The following is a 21074-nucleotide window of genomic DNA, read 5'->3' on the forward strand; positions in this document are numbered from 1 at the left end:
CGCCTAATATTATAGTATAATGAAAGTGTTTATCTACTTTCCGTTCTTTCACCAATTATCCGTACGGAACGGAATGGTAGGCAATTCATTTCCGCCAATCATCGTACCAATCTGGAAATCATGGAAACAATAGCGCACGCTGACGGGATGGGATACCTTTTCTGAAGAGATTACCACTTCATTCGTCTGCCAGTGCAGCCATACTTTGTCGGCAGGATGGAACACACGGTCCTCACCCGCCACTTCGAAACCGCGAAGGTCATAGTTGCGACAGATACCCATTTCCAAATGGTCGAAGGAAACCCATGCTTCACTGCCTTTAGCAGTCCATGACTTATATTGTGGGCCGAAACAGTGTATCTGCTTCAATCCATAGGTAAGGTTCAATGCCAGATAGCTCAAGCGTTGACCTACCTTTGTCTTGTTGCGGGGATGGATATTGTACATCTCATAAGGCTCTACAAGGTCGTTTGTCGAAATCATACCACTGTTCGGAATCAGGCTTTGGGCACGGAATTGCGCTTCACGTAGGTAAGCAGCTTTCTCTTGCTGGGTACCTCCATAGGCGTACGGCGCTATTTCGGCAAAGTAGAAAGGCAATTCGCCCAGCCCCCATTCCTTGCGCCACAGCTGCACCATGTCGGCCAAGCGTTCGGCATATGTTTCATGGCGACCTACGTTCGACTCTCCCTGATACCAGATGAACCCTTTGATGGTATAGTTCTGAAGCGGCTTCAGCATGGCATTGTACATCAGCATGGGGCGGAGCATGGGATGCAGGCGTTCGATGGAATCGGGGTTGAGAGATATGTCTGGATAGTTTTCCAGCAGTTCACGGCTTATCCAACCTTCTACAGTGGATCCACCGTAAGCGCTACAGATGATGCCGACCGGAATCCGGAGGGCACGGCTCAACGAAGTGGCAAAATAGTAGGCCGTCGCACTGAAATCGGGTGCGGTTTCTATGGAAGATATGTTCCAGCTACCTTTGCAGTCGGTTTGCAGTTCATAAGTCTGGTGCTTGGGAACGGTGAACATACGCACCCCCTTATTCTCGGCAGAAACTATGATGTCATCCGCTCCGTTCATGATGCAACAGCCAGCAAAACCTTTCAGGGGCATTTCCATATTGCTCTGGCCGGAAGCAAGCCATACTTCACCGATTAGGATATTCTTCAACGTAGTTTTTTCTCCGTCATCAAAAGTTATCTCATAAGGCGTGTATCCTGCTGCCGGAGTCTCCACGGCAAGCGTCCAACCGCCATCCTTATCGGCACGGCAAGTCATTGTCTGTCCGTTCCACGAAGGCGTAACGCGTACTTCGGCTTCCGGAGCAGCCGTTCCCCACAGTTTCACTTCAGTCTGCTGCTGGAGTATCATGTTGTCGCCCACCAGTGCAGGCAGTTTTACTTTGGCGCCCAACGAGGCGGCACCGCATAATAGAATCAATGCAAGAACCTTACTTTTCATAGTATATTTGTATTTAACATTATATTCGGAATCAATAACGCGAGCAAAAATAAGGCTTTTTTGCTCACGTTCTCCGTTTCATGTGCAAAAAGTGGGTGTTTTTGCACATGTGCTCAAACAAAATTATACATTGATGTATTATACATTGATGTATAATTTGTATATTTGTCATTAAATCAAGAACAGAAAGTTTATGAAATCACCTTTTCAATACGGCACACTGGTTGATAAAGAAAGTTTCGTCAATCGGGTAGAAGAACGAAAGCAACTGAAAGAATTACTTGGATCGGGCATCAACGTAATGCTTATTTCACCGCGCCGATGGGGAAAATCGTCGCTTGTAAAAGTAGCTATGGACGAACTGACACAAGAAGACAAGCATATCCGTGTCTGCTTCATTGATGCATTCAGCATCAAGACGGAAGCTGAATTCTACCGCATCTTTGCGCGAGAAGTCATTTCTTGCGCCGCCTCCACCCTTGAAAAGAGGCTTGAAGATGTGAAACAGTTTCTTAAAGCCGTTTCTCCCAGTATCACATTGAAGAGCGACCCAACCGATACCCTCTCCTTTGACCTGAAATTGGAACTGGAAGAAAAAAGTGTCATGGAGATACTGGAACTACCCGAAAAGATAGCAGCTGCCAAAGGCATACACCTGATTGTCTGCATCGACGAGTTCCAACAACTGGCACTACTACCCGGCTACAAAAGTATGGAGGGAAAAATGCGCTCTGCCTGGCAGAAGCAGCAACAAGTTTCCTATTGCTTTTACGGAAGCAAGCGGCATATGATGATGGACATCTTCAACAATTCTTCTAACCCCTTCTACCGCTTCGGACAAGTACTGTTCCTGCAAAAGATAAAGAAAGAGGAATGGGTGCCCTTCATCGTCAATGCCTTCCACCGGACGAACAAAGAAATCAGCGAACAGCAAGCAGAACAACTGTGCGACATCGTGAAATGCCATTCGTGGTATTTGCAACAGTTGTGCTATTTCATCTGGAGCGGTACGTCTGAAAAAGTGACAGATGAGATTATCGAAATCCGTACCCACCAACTGATAGACACCAACATGCCTATGTTCATGAACGACACCGAGAACCTGACTGCTGCCCAAACTGCCATGCTTCGTGCTGTAGCCGATGGTGAATACCGCTTCAACTCCATCCCCGTAGTGCGGAAATATGAATTGGGCAGTGCACAGACCATCACACGCAACAAGCGTATGCTGACAGAACGTGATTTCATTGAGAAAGAGGGGAACAAGTATGTTTTCTCCGATCCGATATTCGAGCTTTGGTTCAGGAGGGAGTATTGCTGAATATAAAAAAAGAACGTGGAACTGCGTGCTATCCATCGTCTTTGAAGGTCCTGAGAAAACCCCACTATACAAATGAACAGACAGCAGACCCACGCCGAAACCAGCACAGGAGCAGTCCATGCCATTCTTGTGTATCATTGATGAATTTCTCAGGTTCTCAAAGACAAGAATGAAGCACAACGCTTCTTACAATATCATTTCACAAAACATTGAAGCTAAGGACACTTCCTTGCTTCGATGGCAAATTTAACGATAAAGAATGAAAACAAGAAAAAGATTGGAAAGTATTTTTGAGGTTGATACCTACAGAAGATAAATATGATTTTGTCATTCTGACACTTTGTATTTTCTATCGCACGAGAATCCCATATTTCCATCCCATTACCCACCCAGCAGTAAATACGAGAGTGGAAATCTGTAAGTATCAGGCTATAAGCATTATACCAAAAGAACATCCTTCCAATAAATCGGAATCACCTCTCCGAAAGCCCTGATACACCGAAAAGGCAAAAGCAAAAGAACGTTTTACTAAAACAGAGTAACCGTTTTACTAAAACGCAATACCCCTTTTAGTAAAAAGCAATCACCCTTTTAGCTTAAAGGTGTAGCCAATTTCTGCATAAAAGCCCCACAAAAGCGGAAGAACATGCAAGAAGAACGCATCTTTATGAACCGAATATCCACAACATATCCCAAATCCGTTCTTCTGTAAAACCAAGTGCGGCAGGAAAACCGGGAAAAGCATTACTTTTTGTCAAGGTTATAGGGATATTTCCGTCTTTCAGCACCTTTTACAACAACCCATGCAGTTCCCACGCCCGCACATGCCGTATTCCTTCATGAGACGGCAGGCAGAAGTCATCAAGCGAGACAACCAGTTTCTCATAATTATCTTGTATCGCCTCCAACGAAGCATACTCACGGCGCACCGTCTGTTCATCTACCAGCATGTAGGTGGATTGCAGATATATCGTACGGTCACCTTTCCGAGCGATGAAGTCCACCTCTTTTTCTTTAGCACATCCGGTATAGACATCATAGCCCGCCCGAAGCAACTCCAGATAGACAAGAGTCTCCAGTTTATAACCCACACCATAGGCTGTTCCGGGATAGAGGAAATTCTTAAAGGCAAGGTCGTTGATGTAATATTTCGCCGTACCGGACAGTATTTCCTTTCCGCGCAAGTCAAAGCGTTCACAACGATACGCCAAGAACGAGTCTTCGATATAGCCTATGTAGGCAGCCACGGCATCATAGCTCGTCTTCCGGCCTTGGCTCTTGAAATAGTTCACGATGTTGCCGATGGACACTAAATTGGAGGCATTGCCTACAAGAAACGCAAAAAGGTCCTCAAGCAGCCGGGGGTCACGTATGCTGTAGCGTTGGATGATGTCCTTCAGCAAGATGGTGTCCTTCAAGGCAGACAAGTAATTGCGCTGCACCTCCTGCTTTTCGGGCAAGACAAAAAGTTCCGGGATTCCGCCCGTATTCATATAGCCCATATAGCTCTCACGGTTCTGTTCCAGATGCCTTATCTCTGTATACTCCTGATAGCTGAAGGGATATACCGGAAATTGGACGTATCGCCCCGAAAGCAGCGTGGCAAGCTCACCGGACAGCATCCGTGAGTTGGAGCCGCTGATAAAGAGCTCGTACTCCTCGGTATAGTCCTGCGAATAAGAATTGACCGACTTTTCCCATTCTTCGATGAGCTGCACTTCGTCGATGAAAATATAAATCTCCTCTTGTCCAGAGATTGTACTTCCTAAGTATATCCATTCTTTCGTTCATAACCTAAAAAGTTTGCGAAAAAGGCTAGATTTTCGGTTATAAACGAAAGATTCATTTAGACAAGCAAGGAGGATACTTCCTTTCCGCATCCCCTTTATCGGCCGGATATTCCCTCTATAGAATCATCATTGTTGCATCTATATATCCACCGCGTTGCATCTATACTTCCACCGTGCTGCATCTATAGATGCAGCAAATCCCTTAACCTATCCTAATAATGCTGCTTATTGTCACCTATTTAGAAGCGAAATCATTATATTTGCGCCCATATATGCCAATACGTTGACTAAGCGATGGCAAAACAGCTTGTAAAAAACAAAACTGAATAATAACGAATTTCATCTGAATGAAACAGTACAAAACCGTAAACAACCTTGTAGGCTGGATTACCTTCCTCATTGCAGCGACGGTCTACTGCATGACCATCGAACCTACTGCAAGCTTTTGGGACTGCCCGGAGTTCATCACCACCGGCTATAAGCTGGAAGTAGGACACCCGCCCGGCGCACCGTTCTTCATGCTGGTAGCCAACCTATTCTCACAATTTGCTTCCGATGCCTCCACCGTTGCCAAGATGGTGAACTACATGAGCGCGCTGATGAGCGGCGCATGTATCCTGTTCCTTTTCTGGAGCATCACGCACCTGGTACGCAAACTTGTGGTGACAGACGAAAACAATATCACACGCGGCCAGATGGTTACCATCATGGGTAGCGGTCTGGTGGGCGCACTTGCCTACACGTTCAGCGATACCTTCTGGTTCAGCGCTGTGGAAGGCGAGGTGTATGCCTTCTCCTCACTGTTTACTGCCGTCGTATTCTGGCTCATACTGAAATGGGAGGACGTTGCCAACGAGCCTCACAGTGATCGCTGGCTGATTCTCATTGCCTACCTGACCGGTCTGAGTATCGGCGTGCACTTGCTGAACCTGCTCTGCCTGCCCGCCATCGTACTGGTATACTACTACAAGAAAGTACCCAACGCCAATGCCCGAGGCTCCCTGCTGGCATTGCTCGCTTCGGGCATACTGGTAGCAGCCGTACTCTACGGCATCGTGCCGGGTATCGTGAAAGTGGGCGGCTGGTTCGAACTGCTCTTCGTCAACACGCTGGGCATGTCCTTCAACACGGGTGTCATCGTATATATCATCCTGTTGGCAGCCTGCCTCATCTGGGGTATCTACGAAAGCTATACCGAACGCAACAAGGCACGTATGGCACTCTCGTTCATACTCACCATCGCCATGCTGGGTATCCCGTTCTACGGACACGGTACCAGCTCGGTAGTTATCGGTGTCATTGTCATTGCCGCATTGTGGCTCTACCTCCGTCCGAAGACGCAGGCAGCCGTCAAAGAGAAATTCCGCGTATCGGCACGCACGCTGAACACCTCGCTGCTCTGCACCATGATGATTGTCATCGGATATTCCTCGTATGCACTTATCGTCATCCGCTCCACCGCCAACACGCCGATGGACCAGAACTCTCCGGAAGACATCTTCACACTGGGCGAATACCTGGGACGCGAGCAGTATGGCACACGCCCGCTGTTCTATGGCCCTGCCTTCTCCTCGCAAGTGGCACTGGACGTGAAAGACGGTTACTGCGAACCGCGCATCAAGTACAACGGCACGAAGTTCATCCGCAAGGAGAAAGCTACGCCCGACGAAAAGGATTCGTACATCGAAATCCCCGGACGCATTGAGTACGAATACGCCCAGAACATGCTGTTCCCGCGTATGTACAGCAGTGCCCATACACAACAATACCATGCCTGGCAGGACATCAAGGGTTACGATGTGCCCTATGACAAATGCGGCAACATGATTATGGTAAACATGCCCACACAGTGGGAAAACATCAAGTTCTTCTTCTCCTACCAGCTCAACTGGATGTACTGGCGCTACTTCATGTGGAACTTCGCCGGACGCCAGAACGACATACAAGGCAGCGGAGAAATTGAACACGGCAACTGGATTACCGGTATCCCGTTCATCGACAACTGGCTGGTAGGCGACCAGAGCCTCTTGCCTCAGGAACTGAAAGACAACAAGGGACACAACGTATTCTACTGCCTACCCCTGCTGCTGGGTATCATCGGCCTGCTATGGCAAGCCTACCGTGGGCAGAAAGGCATCCAGCAATTCTGGGTGGTCTTCTTCCTCTTCTTCATGACCGGTATTGCCATCGTGCTCTACCTGAACCAGACTCCGAGCCAACCGCGCGAACGTGACTATGCCTACGCCGGTTCGTTCTACGCCTTCGCCATCTGGATTGGTATGGGTGTGGCAGGACTCGTCCGTCTGCTTCAAGACTATGCCAAGATGAAGGAACTGCCTGCTGCCGCCATCGTTTCCGTAGCCTGCCTCTTTGTCCCCGTGCAGATGGCAAGCCAGACTTGGGACGACCACGACCGCAGCGACCGCTACATGGCACGCGACTTCGGCCAGAACTACCTGATGTCCCTGCAAGAAAGCGGCAACCCGATTATCTATACCAATGGTGACAACGATACCTTCCCCCTCTGGTACAACCAGGAGACCGAAGGTTTCCGTACCGACGCCCGTACCTGCAACCTCTCGTACCTGCAGACCGATTGGTACATCGACCAGATGAAGCGCCCCGCCTACGACAGTCCTTCTCTCCCCATCACCTGGGACCGTATGGAGTACGTAGAAGGCACCAACGAATACGTCCCCATCCAGCCTGAGTACAAGAAAAGCATCGACCAGCTCTATGCCGAAGCCGAGAAGCAGGCACTGGACGGTAATCCCGAAGCACTAGTCAATGTAAAGAAAGAATTCGGTGACAACCCGTATGAGCTAAAGAATATCCTCAAGAACTGGGTGCGCAACAAGAATCAGGACTTGAAGGTGATTCCTACCGACAGCATCGTCATCAAGGTAGACAAGGAAGCCGTGCGCCGCAGCGGCATGATGATACCGGGCGACTCAATCCCCGACTACATGCACATTTCGCTGAAAGGCAAACGCGCCCTCTACAAGAGCGAGTTGATGATGCTCGAAATGCTGAGCGAGGCCAACTGGGAACGCCCCATCTATATCGCTGTCAGCGTAGGCAGGGAGAACCAGCTGAATATGGAAAACCACTTCGTTCAGGAAGGTCTTGCCTATCGTTTCACTCCGTTCGACACCAGTAAGACGGGCGTGACAATAGACTCCGAAAAGATGTACGACAACCTGATGAACAAGTTCAAGTTCGGTGGCATCGACAAGCCGGGCATCTATATCGACGAGAACGCAATGCGCATGTGTCACTCTCACCGTCGCATCTTCTCCCAACTCGTGCAGCAGCTGATGCGTGAGGGCAAGAAAGACAAGGCAAAAGCCGCCCTGGACTATGCCGAAAAGATGATTCCCGCCTACAACGTGCCTTACGACTGGCAGAACGGTGCCGTACAGATGGCGGAAGCCTACTACCAACTGGGCGAAACCGCCAAGGCGGACGAGATGATGAAAGCCCTTGCTGACAAGGCTGTAGAGTACCTGACCTGGTATCTGAGCCTGGACGACAACCGCTTCATGATTTCTACCCGTGAATTTGAATACCACTGGGCTGTACTCGATGCCGAGGTGAAGGCCATGAAGAAGTACAACTCCAAGCTCGCCGAAATCTACGAGCCGAAGGTGGAAGAACTGTATAATATGTATGTGGACAGAATGAAGGAGTGAGAATAAGGATTAGGGATTAAAGGATTAGGGATTAGCCTGTGCAGTTCATCACTAATCATTAACCCCTAATCCTTAACCCCTAATCCTTAAAATCCCTAATCCTTAAAATCCCTAATCCCTTAATCCTTAATCACGTGTTTATAGAACAACCTCCTGAGTTTTTTCGCAAACTATATCCCGGTGCAGTCTGGAGGATGGACCCCAATGAAAAAGCCGTTTATCTGACTTTCGACGATGGCCCTATCCCCGAAGTAACTCCCTGGGTGCTCGACCTGCTGGATAAGCACAACATCAAAGCCACCTTCTTCATGGTAGGTGACAACATACGGAAGCATCCGGACGAATTCCGGATGGTCGTTGAGCGTGGGCACCGCATCGGTAACCACACCTTCAACCATATCCGTGGATTTGAATACACGGCCAAGAATTATCTGGGAAATACCGAACAGGCGAAGATTTTCATGGAAATGGGTGGGGACATCAATTGCAATGTGGAGAAGGTTCTCTACCCTCTCTTGTTCCGCCCTCCCCACGGCCATATGTTCGCCAACCAGTATCTCACGCTGAAACGAACCTACAAGATTGTGATGTGGGACCTCGTGACCCGCGACTACAGCAAGAAGCTGCGCGGTCCGCAAGTGCTAGCCAACGTGATGCGCTACGCCCGCAACGGCTCCATCATCACCTTCCACGATTCCTTGAAATCCTGGTGCAACGGAAACCTGCAGTACGCATTGCCGCGCGCCATTGACTTCCTGAAGGAAGAGGGATATGAATTCAAAGTATTATAAACTTGAAACAGCAGAAAGTTACCAACATCTGCTGTCACAATAAATTCCACATAAAATAAGAAGGGGTTGTCTCGGCAAAAGGCAACCCCTTACATTTTATAGGCTCATGTCCTGTTCCACAAGAATAAACAGATGTTTTATAATTACCAAGTAAATGTACATCTGTATTCATCCCACTGGTCTTTTACAACCAGTTCCGTAGGATAACTGTCGGAATTCAATGTCCATGTAAAATACATATCGGACACAGAGTCCTCGCCATTGTATGTATAATGCCCTACAAGCGGCAGATGTTTCGTAGCCTTACCAAGCATGCCTCCATAATAGGCATATATCATCTCGTCCATATCCACATCCAGTATTTCATCAAACAACATCAGGCAGCCCTTATTCTCGATAGGAGCTGTTATATTATCCGTCGTATAGTCTATGGCAGCACTATACTCCCACTCGTCATTGCTGTCGATAATTCCGTCACCATTGAGATCCCCACTAGCTACATAACGTGTGGAAGTCTTCACCACATCTCCATCCTTATAGGTGATGTTCGTTATTTCACCATCGCTTTCAGAGCGTTTCATTACAACCAGATGGCCTTCAGTGTCGTATTCCATCTCCCAAGTAAACTCATCGGCATCGGGAGTACCAGCGTGGTCTATTGAGTTGCAAAATTCCACATAACCATCGCTGTTGAGCTGCAAGTTCAGTTCTGTAACATCGCCCTCTTCATCCGTCACGGTGATTCTTGCTCGGTCCTTTGCAACATCTGCCTTTGTAGTAGCGGGAAAGTACTCAAAGACGGCTTTATCCCCATCCTCAGTTGTAATGTTCGTCACCAGCCCTTCTTCATTGTGAGAAATCGCCATGCCCGAAACCGACTTCGGAAGCCCTCCCGTAAACACTTGCGAAGGATTGACCACAGTGGCGGTGTTTTCGCCACCCTCACCATTCTCATTTTCGTCATCGTCACTGCAAGCAGTGAATCCCAAGCACAACGCCACACCCAACATGGAGGCAGCCATCATTTTAAACATTTTCATAAGTTACAAATCTTGTTTTATCCCCATCCCTCTAAGGAAAATCCATAATAACAAAAGTATAAGGAATGCCGTCCGTATCTCACGACAACAAGACTCTGCCATTCAAACCCGGACAGATACTTTTGGCCATTTATCATTCCCAGACAAAGCTTAATATTTTTTGCAAAGTAATAAACTTTTCCTTTCACTCCTTGTCACTGAAAAAGGTGATTTTTCAGCCACATACAGAAAAAATTCAGCATCTCCAATAAAAAGCAAAATGAATAAGACGTATATTTGCAACAACTAAGCACAGATTGAATTCCACTAAAATATACCGATATGAGGGTACGCCATACTAAGCTATTATCACTCCTCTTTTCTTTAACCACTATCCTGCTTCACGCCGGAGAAATACCAACAGACACTCTGTTGGCACACTTCTACAACCGGGCAGCCAATCTCATGGAAGAAGGACACTACGATGAAGCGCAACGTAGCTTCGACAGCGCCTTTGCCACCCGGAACGTAAAGCACTCCTTCATGTATCCCATCTTGCTGAACGAACAAGCCACACTACTGATCTATGTGGGAAAGACAGAAGAAGCCTTTGCCATGAAAAAAAATGTGCTCCCCTACCTGCCGCAGATAGATGATTTGGAAAAGCACATCAGCGTATACAACGATTTGGGCCTCCTCTACCGTCAGCACCAAATGAATGACTCTACACTCTACTATTACAATAAAGCACTGGACAGTGCCTTGCAATATGGGGACGAAAGCTGGATAGCCCACATCTGCAACAATGTGTCCATCCTATACTTCAATATCAGGCAGCTGGACGAAGCTGAAAAGTATACCGACATGGCCACCGAACATGCCGCCAGAACCGAAGACCCATTCGTAGCTTTCACCACCTGGCAAATCAGAGCAACCATAAAGGCTGAGCTGAACAAGCTGGATGATGCTGAAAAATCCAACCGCAAAGCCTGGAACATTGCCTGCCACGGAGAGGGAAACGAAGACTTATGGAAGATACGCTGCCTGCCCGGCATGCTGAGACTCTTTGAACGAAAAGAACAACCCGATTCCATAGACCACTACTTGAAATTGGGGAACAAACTACTACAACGGGTACCATCCAACTCCATCGCTGCCATAGGATTCATACAATCGAGGGCAGCCACCGAAACAAACCGCAAAAACTATGCCCGCGCCTTGAAGGACTTCCACTGGCTGCGTAACCGGAAAACCGGTACCGAGCCCAAAACATTATTTACACAAATGGCACGATGCTACGATGCCTTGGGAAACCCCAAACTGGCCTACACCTATATGGATAGTGCCCGCATGTGGACTGATACGCTGGCACAGCACAATCTGACGCAACAAATGGCAGAATTCAACGTGAAATATCACACACAAGAAAAGGAATTGGAGATAGCCCACCTGCAACAAGAACAACTGGAACACCAAGCCTTCCTGCTAAAAGCCTCCATTGCTGTAGCCCTTCTGTCCGGTCTTGCTCTCATTACTTTGTTGACGCTCCGCCACAAGAAACGAATAGCCGAAAAGAAGATTGAACTGCTAAAGCAAGAAAACGAACTGAACTCGGCACGCCGTTACATTGAAGGGTTGGAAGAGGAATGCAAATATTTTGCCAAGGAACTGCATGACGGCATAGCCAACGACCTGCTGGGGCTGCAAATGAAGATAGAAACTTCTGCCAGCAAAGGGAATGAGCAGGAACTGGCCTCACTCGTCAGCAAACTGAGAAACAACGTGCGGAATATCTCACACGAACTGATGCCTCCCGAATTCGAGCATCTCAGTCTAGACCAGATACTCGACCGTTATGCTGCCAAACTGACCGAGAACACCGGCATAGAGGTCAGCTATCATCCAACGGAGAACAACGCATCACGCCATCTTCCCAATGAAACCGCTTATGAGCTGTACCGCATCGTACAAGAGCTCACCATGAACATCGTGAAACATGCCTCAGCCAGTCATATAGTCATCAGTCTCCGTGCCGACAATGAAAATAAATATACCCTGCAAATTACAGACAACGGTAAGAATGCAAACAAGCAACAAACAGCAACAAACAACAATGACGGCATAGGATTGCGCACCGTAAACGACCGTATCAGAGCCATCAACGCTACCGCCAATGTATGCTCGTCAACAGAAAACAACGTTTTCACCCTACTGCTTAACATAAACGAATGAAACCAAACAAAGAAACATACAGAATACTGGTAATAGATGACCACCCGATTGTTGCTGAAGGCATCATCGCATTGGCCTCGCAACTCGAAGGAGTGACGTGCAAAGGAGCCACTTGTGCAAAAGACGTGGAACAACTGACCCTCAAAGAGAGATTCGACCTTTGCATCATTGACCTTGAACTACCGGATATGAATGGATTCCAACTCATATCCCACCTTCACAGCCAGATACCCGAATGCGGCATTTTAATCTATACCATGCATGAAGAACCTTGGATCATAGCCAAATTATCCACCCTAAACATCAACGGAGCTGTTTCAAAAAATGCCAGCACCAGCGAATTGAGAGACGCCATCAGTACACTGAAAAACGGAACCAGATACTTCAGCAATGTTTTCAGCGAACTGGACAAGGAAAAACAAAACACCCTACCACATGCACTTCCCGAATTGTCGAGACGTGAAAAAGAAGTGCTCGCCTATCTCTCGCAAGGACTGAGCACTTCTGAAATATCCCAATTACTATTTCTCAGCATCAATACAATACAGACTTACCGGAAGCGCCTGATGGAAAAACTGGAGGCCAAAAACGTTGCAGAACTTGTCTACAAGGGGAAGAGCTTATTCTGAGAACACTTGTCATTCGCCCGGACAGTTACAAGCCTCCAGCTTCTCAAGCTTCTCCGTCTGAAAAGGAAGAAAATCAACTTAGCGGATACTCACCGTCATCGGATTGCGCACCTTCTGTGCAAAATCAGCCATGTATCGGTTCCAGGCTTCAGCAGTCTTGATGTCTGCGCGGTCCCAGGCAAAGCCCCAGTAATACACGTAGTCAGCGCCCGGCTCATAGTCGCTGACAACCAGTACATGACCGTCCGCATTGTTACGCATCTTCTTCTCCTCTATGGGGAAAAGCACGGTTTTGGCTTCCTTCACAACGGCAGGGAAAGCGGCCCCCATAAATATCTTGCCATTATCCGGTCCGGTAGTGGGGTCTACATACGTCATATAACCACCGGCGGCATCAGCCACCACAGCACCGTCCGGTTCGTGCAGCACAATACCGGTAACAATGGGCAAAGATTCCTTTAGATTGCTATACGAAACGGCAGTACGGTTCAGATGAGAACCGGCATCCAGCGTAATCAGACGCGTTTCCACCACCGCAGTATCCCCTTTCACAGCCAACGGATTGAACTCCAGCTTCACGGTGAAGCGCAACGGACCGTTGTCCAGCACCTCCTGCGTCTTGTAGCACCACGGATAGATAATGGTATCATTCACCATCAATGCAGACACTCCGGCTCCCAATGTTGGGCCTACTGCATAGCAGTCCATGCCATAACCGTGGTCTATATGATAGGAGAATGTGCGTACCAGCTCATCGGCTGCCTTCGGGTCTGTCTTGCGCAATTCATTAACCTGCTTCCAGGAGTCTGCATCCAGTTCCTTGGCATACATGTCTTCCAGTACCGGTGCAGCAGTGCCTCGCTTCGTGAACAAGTCGTAGCCGAAACCGCGTTCACCCCTTGCCTGCAATGCAGGACCGTAGGCACGGAAGCCTACCAAGTCGTTCTCCCAGGCCATGTCGTCCAGACGTTCGGGATACTGCCGCCCACAAGCCCTTACCTCCACATCGACGGGAGCACCGGCCTGGACGGTATATGCAGCCGATGCATTGGCGGCTACCGTAGCAGGGAAGATTAATTTGTCATCGTAGGTCACTTGGTAAGGCACCTGCTCCCCTTCGACATTCAGAACCACAATCTGTGCGGTGTCTGCCAGATTCAGAAGGTTTGAGATTTCGGTCATGGACACCTCTACCATCTCATCGGAACGGTCCATCGCTAACGGATTGGTTACCGTAACAGTCACTATCTTGCTATCGTTGCAAGCAAGACAGCAGAGGGCCGCCATACATAATAAAAGAAAGTTTCTCATATAATCATTGCTTTTTCCTAATCAGTTGTATAACTTTCTTTTAGGCGCGGATTTCGCGGATTATACGGATTTTCCTTATCCTTTCCGCGAAATCCGCGTAATCCGCGCCCAAAAGAAAAAGGTGACAAGTGACATTATCCTGCCACTTTATCACCTTCTCAATTATCCTTAAATTTATTTCGGTTGCTTTCCGATATAAGCCAAGATACCTCCGTCTACATAGAGGATGTGACCGTTTACCGCATTAGAGGCTTCCGATGCCAGGAACACTGCCGGACCGGTAAGTTCTTCCGGAGCCAGCCAGCGGCCTGCCGGAGTCTTGGCGCAGATGAACGAGTCGAACGGGTGACGGCTACCGTCGGCCTGCTTTTCACGCAGCGGAGCAGTCTGCGGGGTAGCGATGTAACCCGGACCGATACCGTTACATTGGATGTTATATTCACCATATTCAGAGCAGATGTTGCGAGTCAGCATCTTCAAGCCACCCTTGGCAGCGGCATAGGCCGACACAGTCTCACGACCCAGTTCGGACATCATAGAGCAGATATTGATAATTTTACCGTGGCCCTTCTTCATCATGGCAGGCAGAACAGCCTTTGATACGATGAACGGAGCATTGAGGTCGATATCGATTACACGACGGAAGTCAGCAGCCTCCATCTCGTGCATAGGAACACGGCGGATGATGCCGGCATTGTTTACGAGGATATCAACAGAGCCTACTTCCTTTTCAATCTGGGCTACCATGGCCTGAACAGCAGGTTCGTCTGTCACATCACATACATAACCGCGTGCCTTGATACCCTTTTCAGTATAGGCAGCCAAGCCTTTGTCTACCAACTCCTGGTTGATATCGTTGAAACAGATAGTTGCTCCTTGCTCTGCAAAAGCTGAAGCGATAGCAAAACCGATACCATAAGAAGCACCTGTAACAAGGGCTACTTTACCTTCCAAAGAAAAATTCAAATACGGATTCATAACGTTAAATTATTAAGTTTAAATAAGTGATATTCTATTTATGTACGATTTGCAAGTAGTTTATACTCAATGGAAACTTTATTTTGGGAGAATGCCTTCCCTATAAGGAAATCGCAGCGAATGCTTTTCGTATCGTAGCTTTTCACATCATCGGGATGCTCAGCATAGCGAATTTCATAGTTCGTTTTCATGATTGCACTACATTTAATAGGTTATAACTTCAGCCATCAAATACACATCGTTTGCGTACACGATGCAAATGTAACAAAAGAAAATGGAGAAACCGTATAAATTTGTGTCAATTATATAGCAATATCGTTCAAAGATTCGTAAAAAGAAAAAATCTATACCTATAGTGCCAACAAGAGGGGGAAAGAATAACAAAAAAACCCACTAAAACTTGCGATTTTAGTGGGTTTTTAGCTGCAATTAGCTGTATCGTAGTTGGACTACCAGGATTCGAACCTGGACAAACAGAACCAAAACCTGTTGTGCTACCATTACACCATAGTCCAAACATAGGGCTTTCTGTTAAAAAGCGGTGCAAAGATAAAAGGAAGCCCCGAAATATCCAAATATTTCGGGGCTATTTTTACTGCCGAAGCATCATTTCCTTAATTACTTCTCTTTAGGCTACCGTTATTTGGCGATAATCAGATAGTAATTCTTCTTGCCGCGCTGTACCAGCAGGTATTTTTCGTCCAGCAGGTCGGCTGTCGTAATCACCTGGTCGAAAGCAGCCAGTTTCTCCTTATTCAGAGAAACGCCACCGCCTTGCACCAGCTTACGCATCTCGCCCTTGGAAGCGAATACAGCAGCATTATCCACGAACAAATCCACCGCCTTCACACCGGCAGCCAGTGCATCACGGGATATTTCAAACTGGGGAACACCCTCGAACACAGCCAGCAGCGTATCTTCGTCCAACTTCTTCAGTGCATCCGAAGTTGCATTGCCAAACAAGATGTTGGATGCATCCACGGCGGCATTATAGTCCTCTTCGGAGTGAACCATGATAGTCACTTCCTTCGCCAGACACTTCTGAAGGACGCGCAAGTGGGGAGCAGCGTCGTGCTCGGCCGTCAGAGCGTCAATCTCTTCCTTGGACAGTGCAGTGAATATCTTTATGTAGCGTTTGGCATCCTCGTCGCTCACGTTCAGCCAGAACTGGTAGAACTTATATGGAGAAGTGTAGCGCGGGTCGAGCCAGATGTTTCCGGACTCTGTCTTGCCGAACTTGCCACCGTCGGCCTTCGTAATCAGCGGGCTGGTCAGTGCAAATACCTCCCCACCGTTCGTACGGCGAATCAGTTCGGCACCGGTGGTGATGTTACCCCACTGGTCGCTGCCACCCATCTGGAGCTTGCAGCCTTTGGTTTCATACAGATGAAGGAAGTCGTACCCCTGCAACAGCTGGTAGGTGAATTCCGTGAAGGAAAGACCGTCACGTGCCTCACCGTTCAGACGCTTCTTTACAGAATCTTTCGCCATCATATAGTTTACGGTGATGTGCTTACCCACTTCACGGGCAAAATCGAGGAAAGTGAAGTTCTTCATCCAATCGTAGTTGTTCACCAACTCGGCACGGTTGGGGGCATCCGAATCAAAATCCAGGAACTTGGAGAGCTGGGCCTTCATACCGGCCAGGTTGCGCTGCAACGTCTCTTCCGTAAGCAGATTGCGTTCGGCAGACTTTCCGGAAGGGTCACCAATCATACCCGTAGCACCGCCAATCAGTGCCAACGGCTTGTGTCCGCAACGCTGGAAGTGACGCAAAATCATCACACTGCAAAGGTGCCCGATGTGCAAAGAGTCCGCAGTAGGGTCGAAACCAATGTATGCAGTCACTTGTTCCTTAGCCAGAAGTTCTTCCGTACCCGGCATCATATCGTGGAGCATGCCACGCCATCTTAATTCTTCTACAAAATTCATCGAATGATTAAGTTATCTGATTAATTATTTAAGTGATTATCTATGAATTGTTTGATTCCTATTTTAATCTGCGCAAAAATACGACTCTTTATTCGAAGAAACAACTCTTAGGGTTTAAAAAAGACTTTGCAGACATTTCTCCGGAGTGTTTCTCCAAGCTCCTCGGGAGAGATGCCGCGCACTTCGGCAGCGCGTGCATACAATTCCCCGATGGAAACTTCGCTTTCATCCGTTTCGATGAACAGCCGGTCGGCAGGTACCCGGCACAAGGCTACTTCCTGGTATTTCTCCCCGAATGAAAGGTAAAAGCCATGTTTCAGATATTCCTCCACCAGCGCCGCCTTGCCACGGAAACCATGTATTATCCACGGATTCGACGGGCGCAAGTCCCGCTTCACCTTCAGCAGTTCATCAACCGCCTTCACCAGATGAATCACCAGCGGCTTTCCCACTTCCTCTGCCAAACATGCCTGGCACCTGAACACTTCCACCTGCAAATCCATCGGAGCATCTGCCAGCTTGTCCAGCCCGGCTTCGCCCACGGCAAGTACTTGGGGATGGCGCACTAACTCCTCCAGGCCGCACACCCTGCTAGCCACAGCACCTTCAACTCCTGAGTGTTCACCTCCACTCCGACCTATACGCCAGGGATGTATCCCCACCGAATACCATCCGCCGCTCTGTGGAGAGAACGTTTCGGGATAGCAATTTGCAATGGCAGTTCCGGGTACTTGCGGAAGCCGGTGTGTATGTATGTCAACTGGAATATTCATGGAACGGGATCATATCCGGAACCTCCCCAGGGATGGCAGCGCAGAATGCGCCTGACTGCCAGACAAAACCCCTTGAAAGGTCCGTGTTTCTTGATGGCCTCCACCGCATATTGCGAACAAGTGGGGGTAAAACGGCATGAAGGCCCTATCATGGGCGATATGCACTTCTGATAGAAATAGATGGGAAGCAGCAGCAGATATGAAAGCAGACGCTTCATGACACCTGCGGAGTTTGCTCGGTTTCAGCATTTGCCGCTACCTTCTCGGCAATGCGTGCCAAAGCTGTCTTCATACGGTCCTCGATGACAGAAGAGTCTACCAACTGGTCCGAAAGATAGATGAAGGCCACGGCCAAACGGCACTTTTTTTCCGTCAACACTGCCAGCAGTCCGTGTTTGTTCATGCGGTAGGCTTCACGTATCTGACGTTTCACGCGGTTGCGCTTCACCGCCCGCTTGAAACGGCGTTTCGAGACACTTACAAGAATGGAAACGGGTGCCTCCAGCTCCTCCACCGGCAGATACACCACACGCAAAGGGAAAACCGAAAACGAGCGTGAGCCGCCCGCAAACATCTTCTCTATCACTTTCTTCCTGTCCAACCGTTCGGACTTACGCAAGGTATTTGGCATGGGGTGATGAGTTATAAGTTATGAGTGATGAGTTATGAGTGATAAGTTATGGGGGCGATACAAAAACGAGCTACAAGTACCTGGCAACATAAAAGCACAACCACTTGTAGCTCAATTTTATAAATCCATTGTTATGCCTACAAGCTATAAGCAAATCACTCATAACTTATAACTCATAACTCTTTTTACTTTCCTTTATTATTTTCCTTGATAAACATGTCAAGCGCCGCCGTCATTGAGGGTGCCTGCACGCTGGGAGCTTCCAGGTCAAGACGAAGCCCGGCATCACGGACTGCCTGGGCAGTGGTAGAGCCGAATGTTCCGATCTTGATTTCCTTCTGGTCAAAATCAGGGAAATTCTTCTTCAAGGCACTGATGCCTGCCGGACTGAAGAACACCAGCATGTCATAATCAAAAGCCTCATCTGCAGCAAAATCATTGCTGACAGTGCGGTACATGACAGCTTCCGTGTGCTGAATCTTATTCTTATCCAGCAGATTCTTCACGTCATCATTGTGTACATCCGACATCGGTACCAAGTACTTTTCAGTCTTATGCTTAACAATGGAAGGTATCAAATCGTCAATCTTCCCGGTGTTTCCGAAGAAAATCTTACGCTTACGATACTGCACATACTTTTGGATATACAGAGCAACGGCCTCCGTCACGCAGAAATACTTCATTGTTTCGGGAATTGTCACACGCAATTCTGTACACAAGTGGAAGAAATGATCAATAGCATGACGCGAAGTAAAAATAACGGCAGTCTGATCCAAGACCGAAATTTTCTGTTGTCTGAACTCTTTCGCTGAAAGGCTCTCCACTTTGATAAATGGGCGAAAATCTATTTTCACACCATACTTCTCGGCGATGTCGTAGTAAGGAGATTTCTCTGATGCCGGTTTCGGCTGCGACACAAGTACTTTCTTAATTTTCAACGTCCTAAAATTTTATTATCAAATAATCGTTTAGCTGCGTCACGCCTTGATATAACACAAAACAAGGCATGATTTCAAGGGCACAAAAGTACACAATTAAAAGCAAACCGCCATATAAATTGTTACAAAAAAGCTTTAACCACTTGTATAACATCAATATTTTAGCAAAAAAGGCTAAAATCAATCCTATTATTATCGTCAGCTGCAAACTCAAATCAAAATAGACTATGAACAGAGCAAACGGGAAAAGGGCGAATCCCAAGTAATAAAGTAGCGTAGAATAGGACTCAAGCCATAGCGTTGTAACACTTTCGTCAAAAAAAATCCAACCCAGAAAAGAGTAGAGCATCCACTTCAAGCACAAATAGAAGAGACACACACCGATGTAAATCCCCAGCAGAAGCCCCGGCGACACATGACGTACCAGTTCCGGCTGTATATCATTGAAGTAGCTGAAGATACAGACACCCGCAAGGATGCAAGTCTGCAGGATGAGCAGCAGCAAATAGCGCATATCGGCGGCTGTGGAAGTGGCAAATATGCTGGTACGTTCGCGATGAAGCAGGAAATCCTTCACCAGCTGCAGCAGGAACTTGCGGCTGCGTGACAAAACATAGGCCGACAGAAAGAAACAGCACAAAAGAACCACGGTGATGCCATCGTCCATTCTCGGAGAATATGGAATAGGAATCCCCTCCGTCCCCACTACTGCCCAAGCCATCAACAGCCCTATCATATTGCAGCGAATTTACGGATGGAGGCGTCCCACAAGGGAGTGGTATACATCAGTTCCACGGCTTCCTGCGGTGTCTGCGCCACATGCCAGATGGCACCGTGCTGCACGCGCATGAAGTTTTCGTCCACTGCCTGCCGGAGCATATCGAGCAGAGGGTCGAAATAGTTCTTGACATTCAGTATCACAATCGGGTTCAGATACAGTCCGAGTTGCTTCCAAGTGATGATTTCCAGCAGTTCTTCCAGGGTGCCGCAACCACCGGGCAGGGCGATGACGGCATCGCTCAGGTCGGCCATTGTCTTTTTCCGCTGGTGCATGCTTTCCACTTCCACGAGTTGGGTAAGTCCGGTGTGATGCCATCCCTGCTCCACCATGAAGCGGGGAATGACGCCCGTCACCTCTCCCCCTGCCCGGAGTGCCGCATCGGACACAGCGGACATCAGTCCCATATTTCCCGCACCATTAATCAGGCGAATTTGCCGCTGCCCCAGCAGAGTGCCCAACTCACGGGCTGCATCGAAATAAACGGAATCTATCTTTGTGCTCGAAGCACAATATACGCATACGGAATTTATCTTGTTCATCATCTTGTTACTTCCTTTTTTAGGTACCGCCACAAAGGTACATGATTTCGGGGAGATTTGAAACAAATTTCTTTCTTCCCACTTACGACGGGGGATTTTTCATGAGTCAATAACGGATTATGTGTGCCGCAGGCACTGATAAGGCACATTAAACAGAGCTACACCCTTTGCCCCGGATAGCTACACCCTTTGGGGTAAATGGCTACACCATGTCAGGGAAAGGGTGTAGCCTTATATAAAAGGTAAA

General features: G+C 48.0%; 16 protein-coding genes, 1 tRNA gene and 2 pseudogenes. 5 read left to right on the forward strand and 14 right to left on the reverse strand.

The annotated features are described in order from the left end of the window. Positions 1-48: 48 nt before the first annotated feature. On the reverse strand, positions 49-1470 hold the full coding sequence (locus NQ510_RS04355; RefSeq protein WP_005831010.1) for a sialate O-acetylesterase: 1422 nt from the start codon (positions 1468-1470) through the stop codon (positions 49-51). Between the two features lie 193 nt (positions 1471-1663). Here NQ510_RS04355 and NQ510_RS04360 point away from each other — a divergent pair, with 193 nt between their 5' ends. Next, complete coding sequence (locus tag NQ510_RS04360) at positions 1664-2791, forward strand: AAA family ATPase (RefSeq protein WP_005831012.1); 1128 nt, start codon at positions 1664-1666, stop codon at positions 2789-2791. A 791-nt stretch (positions 2792-3582) separates the two neighbouring features. Here NQ510_RS04360 and NQ510_RS04365 read toward each other — a convergent pair. Beyond that, a pseudogene (locus tag NQ510_RS04365) lies at positions 3583-4539 on the reverse strand (ATP-binding protein); the annotation flags it as partial. A gap of 389 nt (positions 4540-4928) precedes the next feature. On the opposite strand from NQ510_RS04365, the gene NQ510_RS04370 reads away from it, so the two are divergent. Together NQ510_RS04370 and NQ510_RS04375 are read left to right on the forward strand one after the other, a co-directional pair. Then, positions 4929-8273 carry a DUF2723 domain-containing protein gene (locus NQ510_RS04370; protein ID WP_005831023.1) on the forward strand — a complete coding sequence of 1115 codons (3345 nt, stop codon included), beginning with the start codon at positions 4929-4931 and terminating at the stop codon, positions 8271-8273. Positions 8274-8407: 134 nt separating this feature from the next. Further along, positions 8408-9064, forward strand: a complete 657-nt coding sequence (locus NQ510_RS04375) for a polysaccharide deacetylase family protein (RefSeq protein ID WP_005831030.1) — start codon at positions 8408-8410, stop codon at positions 9062-9064. A gap of 143 nt (positions 9065-9207) precedes the next feature. On the opposite strand, the gene NQ510_RS04380 is transcribed toward NQ510_RS04375, so the two are convergent. Further along, positions 9208-10104 (reverse strand): DUF4595 domain-containing protein, encoded by an 897-nt coding sequence (locus tag NQ510_RS04380; protein ID WP_005831035.1) that lies wholly within the window; start codon positions 10102-10104, stop codon positions 9208-9210. 321 nt (positions 10105-10425) lie between these two features. Between NQ510_RS04380 and NQ510_RS04385 the strand changes: the two genes are divergently transcribed. Further along, positions 10426-12315, forward strand: a complete 1890-nt coding sequence (locus NQ510_RS04385; protein WP_005831040.1) for a tetratricopeptide repeat-containing sensor histidine kinase — start codon at positions 10426-10428, stop codon at positions 12313-12315. Beyond that, positions 12312-12944, forward strand: coding sequence for a response regulator (locus tag NQ510_RS04390; RefSeq protein WP_005831042.1), 633 nt, complete (start codon positions 12312-12314; stop codon positions 12942-12944). Before NQ510_RS04385 ends, NQ510_RS04390 begins: the two co-directional genes overlap by 4 nt. A gap of 78 nt (positions 12945-13022) precedes the next feature. On the opposite strand, the gene NQ510_RS04395 is transcribed toward NQ510_RS04390, so the two are convergent. The 11 genes and pseudogenes from NQ510_RS04395 to NQ510_RS04445 all read right to left on the reverse strand — a co-directional run bounded on the left by NQ510_RS04395 (position 13023) and on the right by NQ510_RS04445 (position 20827). Continuing rightward, the gene (locus tag NQ510_RS04395) at positions 13023-14255 is read right to left on the reverse strand and encodes a DUF4861 domain-containing protein (protein WP_008662385.1); all 1233 of its coding nucleotides are present in this window, start codon (positions 14253-14255) and stop codon (positions 13023-13025) included. A 174-nt stretch (positions 14256-14429) separates the two neighbouring features. Then, entirely contained in the window at positions 14430-15233 is an 804-nt protein-coding gene (locus NQ510_RS04400; protein ID WP_005831048.1) for a gluconate 5-dehydrogenase, read from the reverse strand. Between the two features lie 56 nt (positions 15234-15289). After that, positions 15290-15424 (reverse strand): annotated as a pseudogene (locus tag NQ510_RS04405) (5-keto-4-deoxyuronate isomerase); the annotation flags it as partial. A 253-nt stretch (positions 15425-15677) separates the two neighbouring features. After that, a tRNA-Gln gene (locus tag NQ510_RS04410) sits at positions 15678-15748 on the reverse strand. Positions 15749-15872: 124 nt separating this feature from the next. Then, positions 15873-17165 carry a tyrosine--tRNA ligase gene (gene tyrS / locus NQ510_RS04415; protein ID WP_005831052.1) on the reverse strand — a complete coding sequence of 431 codons (1293 nt, stop codon included), beginning with the start codon at positions 17163-17165 and terminating at the stop codon, positions 15873-15875. A 107-nt stretch (positions 17166-17272) separates the two neighbouring features. Beyond that, positions 17273-17938 carry a TatD family hydrolase gene (locus NQ510_RS04420; RefSeq protein WP_005831054.1) on the reverse strand — a complete coding sequence of 222 codons (666 nt, stop codon included), beginning with the start codon at positions 17936-17938 and terminating at the stop codon, positions 17273-17275. After that, entirely contained in the window at positions 17935-18156 is a 222-nt protein-coding gene (gene yidD, locus NQ510_RS04425) for a membrane protein insertion efficiency factor YidD (RefSeq protein WP_005831056.1), read from the reverse strand. Before yidD ends, NQ510_RS04420 begins: the two co-directional genes overlap by 4 nt. Next, positions 18153-18569, reverse strand: a complete 417-nt coding sequence (rnpA, locus tag NQ510_RS04430; RefSeq protein WP_005831059.1) for a ribonuclease P protein component — start codon at positions 18567-18569, stop codon at positions 18153-18155. The genes yidD and rnpA overlap by 4 nt, the downstream gene beginning before the upstream one ends. A gap of 185 nt (positions 18570-18754) precedes the next feature. Beyond that, positions 18755-19507, reverse strand: coding sequence for a uroporphyrinogen-III synthase (locus tag NQ510_RS04435; protein WP_005831061.1), 753 nt, complete (start codon positions 19505-19507; stop codon positions 18755-18757). A 4-nt stretch (positions 19508-19511) separates the two neighbouring features. Then, entirely contained in the window at positions 19512-20243 is a 732-nt protein-coding gene (locus NQ510_RS04440; RefSeq protein WP_005831062.1) for a DUF4271 domain-containing protein, read from the reverse strand. Next, on the reverse strand, positions 20240-20827 hold the full coding sequence (locus NQ510_RS04445; protein ID WP_034526017.1) for an LOG family protein: 588 nt from the start codon (positions 20825-20827) through the stop codon (positions 20240-20242). Before NQ510_RS04445 ends, NQ510_RS04440 begins: the two co-directional genes overlap by 4 nt. Positions 20828-21074: the final 247 nt, after the last annotated feature.

Source organism: Bacteroides uniformis (assembly GCF_025147485.1).
Taxonomy (GTDB): domain Bacteria; phylum Bacteroidota; class Bacteroidia; order Bacteroidales; family Bacteroidaceae; genus Bacteroides; species Bacteroides uniformis.